Source organism: Vibrio sp. M260112 (assembly GCF_036533775.1).
Lineage (GTDB): Bacteria > Pseudomonadota > Gammaproteobacteria > Enterobacterales > Vibrionaceae > Vibrio.
This window is the reverse complement of sequence record NZ_JATABH010000105.1, coordinates 1-3,205: the sequence shown is the minus strand read 5'-3', so window position 1 is coordinate 3,205 and position 3,205 is coordinate 1. Positions and strand designations below refer to the sequence as shown.

The window sequence follows — 3,205 nt, the reverse complement described above, 5'->3', positions numbered from 1 at the left end:
TGGAATCAATGAAGAAATCATACGCCGATATGTAAGACATCAAGAGAAGCAAGAGCGAGTAGAGCAGCACCAGTTGGCGTTGGATTAAACAAAGGCCCCCTTTTAGGGGGCTCACACAAAGCCACCTTCTTTAGAAGGTGGTAATTTACATCTGCGACTAACATCGCCCTACAAAGTAGCATTGGAATCCTGCCGGCTGGGAGTTCAATCGTACCCGAACCAGTGCTACACTCTGGCGAAATGAGTACCAACTAAAAAGGAAACATGATGAATCCGATTATTGCACTGCTAAAAGAAAGCAACATCAGCGACGCACAAATCAACGAGATTTTTCAGACTCTGACACAAAACCCTTTTGCTGCAATGGCATCTATCAGTCAATTGGGCTTACCTCAAGACAAACTTCAAATGCTGATGGCGCAAGTCATGCAAAACCCTGCGCTAATCAAAGAAGCGGTTGAAGAGTTGGGATTGGACTTCTCTAAAGTTGAAGAAGCGAAAGAGAAGCTTCAGAGCCAGAACCAGGCTAACTAAGCACTTGATACAAAAAGGCCGTTAAATCCGACTAAGGTGTTTAACGGCCTTTTGCTTTATCAGCGGTTTAATGCACTGAACTGCTCGGCTGTCATGCCATAATAGAGCTTGTCATCAAAACCGTGCTCAAGCTTATAGTAGTCTTTCTGACGTCCTTCCTGAACGAAGCCACACTTCTCAAGAGTTTTGTAAGAACCGACATTTTCCGCGTAACAATCTGCACTTACCTTATGTGCGTCCAGTTCGGTAAATCCTAGCTCAGTCATCATCTGACACTGGTTGATTGCGCTCATCGGCTGTACGACGTTAATCGAATGCTGAAGGATAAACAGACCCTCGGGACGAAAGGTGATACCAATACGTTTGATCGGTGGATTGTCATCGAGTAAGAGTAAGTGTTCACTAGCCGCTAGGAGATGACTGCCTTTGCCTGAAAGTAGAGTTTCCCTACTATCATAAGCGTAAGGTTGCTGCTGTGGAGTAAGCAGTAATCCACTCCGAGGAGCGAACGACAGACCAATTAAAGCAATATTCCCCGCACCTGGAGTCATTGAAATTGCGAACAGCATAAAAGCTGTCATTAACTGAGCACTCATTGCTCACTCCCATAAAGTCATTGTTGCGATATGAGATCCAGTCTACCTATCTCTACAGGAATAAAATTGCTATCTGGGTTATGGTAATCATTAAATTGAGAAAATTATTTCTATTTAGCCTATGAAAAAGAAAGAATCCACCAACTTTGAGTTAGACAGTACAGATTTTTCCATTCTTGAACGTATCCAGAAAGATGGCCGCATCAGCAACAGCAAGTTAGCGGAAGAAGTTAATCTGAGCGAAACGCCATGCTGGCGCCGCTGGAAGAAAATGGAACAAGAGGGCTACATCGAAGGTTATGCCGAAAGACTGAACCGCAAGAAGCTTGGCTTTCAGGTTTCGGGCTTTACTCTGGTGACTCTGGGCAGTCATGAAGTGGAAAATACTGACCCATTTGAGGACTATGTAGCGGAATCAGACTGGATCACCATGTGTCACTGTATAGCTGGCGGCGCAGATTACATCGTTCAGGTAGTCGCAAAAGACTTAGATGAATACTTTGATCGCATCAGCTCAATAAGACGGGTAAAAGGCGTGAGCGCGATTCAGTCCAATGTATCGGTTAAAGAGATTAAGAGTACTTTCCAGTTGCCGTTGAGTTAGAAGGGCAATCAGACTGATTTGAATCTTCTGGGTTGTAGATGTGAGTGTATCCGCACAAGTTAATAAGTCAGCATCCCGTAAAGAGACATTATAGTGATATGCAATAACTTCGGAATTGCCTTGCTCCCGCTTCACAAAGCGTCATATGCCGGTAACCAAAAAATCGATAGCGGCGATAATCTCGTTTCTAAATGCGCTTAGATCGTTGACTGGAGTCGTCAGAATTTTAATTGGTACACTAGCCATCTGTTGGGTAAGAATCACAAAGTCACCTTCATCAATATGAATCGTAGGACACAGGTGACTAGGGGCTTTTTTCTCAAGCAACTCAGCAGGAGTTAAGGGAATAACCAATCGAGTATTCAAAGAATCTAGTAACTCGCTTTGAACATCCACAAAATATGGGTAAATGCTAGCCGTGCGCTTTTCGTTGTTTTTATAAAGCGTAAATTGGGACATTAGAATACTCGGTATGAATCGGAAAATAGTCCATGTTTGACAGTTAAGTCATTACAAGCTTCAATCGCTTCGGCATTTTGCTTTAACCATTCAGCTTTCAATTGTTGCTTTACTTCTTTTTCCAACGCCTTTTCCATTGTAGCTGACAGGTTGATGTTTAGGCGTTTAGCTTCGGCGAGCAACTCGCTGTTTAGACTCAGGTTTGTAGCCTTTTTAGGTGCGTTTGTGCTATATGCATTTCTCATAAAGTAACCGTATGCGCATTATTAATACGCACTAAGTATAGATAGAAGCTAGGCATATAACAATCAACTATGGCTTCAAAATACATATTCTAATCTGTCTTTTACCGTCATCGAACAACCGCAGGATTGAGCTTCTATTGAAGATAAGACCCGGCTACATTTAATTCACTGATATCTACTTACCGAAAACTTGTCAGTCCATTCGGGTAATAAAGGTTTGCTCATCATCGACAAAAGCGACAAAGCCACCGTGATAGATAAACACCCGACCACGTCCCTCAACTAGGCAGGCAAGCTGTGGGTTTAAATCTTCTTCGTTATCCTGACTTTGAAAAGTGCCGGTATCAGTGATGACTCCACTCAATGTTGGCAGGTAGCCATAAGCGCGTTTTGCTTGATCAATCAGGCTCAATTCGCTGGCGGTAGAGAAGCAAGAGGGGATCGCTCCAGCGTCTTCGATAAACATGGTTTTCAGTTCTTCAAAAGCGGTAATCACCAGCCAGTCGATGCCGTTAACATGATGGATAAACATAGAGTTTCTCGATAATTCTGATGCGCAGATTGTATCACTTTAAGAGCATCACAGGGGAAGGGCTGACTGTTTTATATTATGGTGTATGATGAGATGGTCACCTCTATCTCGGCATCGCAATGTGCCATGATTAACTTTTGACAGAATCAAGGATAAAGGTGACCAACATGAAATATAGGCTTATTAGTATCGATTTAGCAAAAAATGTGTTTCAGATTGCTGTATTCGACCGACA

At 42.9% G+C, this 3,205-nt stretch carries 6 protein-coding genes and 1 pseudogene; 3 read left to right on the top strand and 4 right to left on the bottom strand.

Annotation, left to right across the window (positions count from 1 at the left end):
- Window positions 1-88, top strand: a pseudogene (locus tag QTN95_RS20020) (IS200/IS605 family transposase); the annotation flags it as partial.
- A gap of 179 nt (window positions 89-267) precedes the next feature.
- The gene (locus QTN95_RS20015) at window positions 268-534 is read left to right on the top strand and encodes a DUF2999 family protein (protein WP_331418745.1); all 267 of its coding nucleotides are present in this window, start codon (window positions 268-270) and stop codon (window positions 532-534) included.
- A 59-nt stretch (window positions 535-593) separates the two neighbouring features.
- Here the strand turns inward: QTN95_RS20015 and QTN95_RS20010 are convergent, their stop codons facing one another.
- Window positions 594-1,130, bottom strand: a complete 537-nt coding sequence (locus tag QTN95_RS20010; protein ID WP_331418743.1) for a GNAT family N-acetyltransferase — start codon at window positions 1,128-1,130, stop codon at window positions 594-596.
- 121 nt (window positions 1,131-1,251) lie between these two features.
- Between QTN95_RS20010 and QTN95_RS20005 the strand changes: the two genes are divergently transcribed.
- Window positions 1,252-1,734, top strand: coding sequence for an Lrp/AsnC family transcriptional regulator (locus QTN95_RS20005; RefSeq protein ID WP_331418742.1), 483 nt, complete (start codon window positions 1,252-1,254; stop codon window positions 1,732-1,734).
- Window positions 1,735-1,875: 141 nt separating this feature from the next.
- Here QTN95_RS20005 and QTN95_RS20000 read toward each other — a convergent pair whose 3' ends face one another.
- The 3 genes from QTN95_RS20000 to QTN95_RS19990 form a co-directional block, all read right to left on the bottom strand.
- On the bottom strand, window positions 1,876-2,193 hold the full coding sequence (locus tag QTN95_RS20000; RefSeq protein ID WP_331418741.1) for a CcdB family protein: 318 nt from the start codon (window positions 2,191-2,193) through the stop codon (window positions 1,876-1,878).
- Entirely contained in the window at window positions 2,193-2,438 is a 246-nt protein-coding gene (locus tag QTN95_RS19995) for a type II toxin-antitoxin system CcdA family antitoxin (RefSeq protein WP_331418740.1), read from the bottom strand. The genes QTN95_RS20000 and QTN95_RS19995 overlap by 1 nt, the downstream gene beginning before the upstream one ends.
- A 193-nt stretch (window positions 2,439-2,631) precedes the next feature.
- Complete coding sequence (locus QTN95_RS19990; RefSeq protein WP_331418739.1) at window positions 2,632-2,970, bottom strand: cytosolic protein; 339 nt, start codon at window positions 2,968-2,970, stop codon at window positions 2,632-2,634.
- Window positions 2,971-3,205 lie beyond the last annotated feature (235 nt).